Source organism: Amycolatopsis sp. SID8362 (assembly GCF_010550475.1).
Taxonomy (GTDB): Bacteria; Actinomycetota; Actinomycetes; order Mycobacteriales; family Pseudonocardiaceae; genus Amycolatopsis; species Amycolatopsis eburnea.
Genome location: NZ_JAAGNB010001548.1, coordinates 1 through 329 on the forward strand (window position 1 = coordinate 1; position 329 = coordinate 329).

1 protein-coding gene is annotated in these 329 nt (G+C 74.5%); it reads left to right on the top strand.

The window, feature by feature from the left end:
- Positions 1-19: 19 nt before the first annotated feature.
- Positions 20-329, top strand: a 310-nt coding sequence (locus tag G3I65_RS47400; RefSeq protein ID WP_309236033.1) for a polyketide synthase dehydratase domain-containing protein, incomplete at its 3' end; no start/stop codon positions are given.

Below are 329 nucleotides of genomic sequence, written 5' to 3' on the forward strand. Positions count from 1 at the left end.
GCAGCGGCGGAGCGTCGCGGTGTACTCGCAGCCCGACGGCGCCACGTCCTGGGAGCGGCACGCCACCGGCGTGCTCGGCCCCGACGAGCCGAAGCAGCCGGAGTTCGATGCCGCGGCCTGGCCGCCGGCGGGCGCCGAACCCCTTGACCTGAACGGTTTCTACGCCGACCTCGCGGACTCCGGGCACGGCTACGGCCCGGCGTTCCAGGGCCTGACGGCCGCCTACCAGCTCGGCGACGAGGTCTTCGTCGAGGCCGTGTTCCCCGGCGACGGCGAAGACCGCGTCACCGAATGCGCCGCCTACGGGCTCCACCCCGCGCTGTTCGACG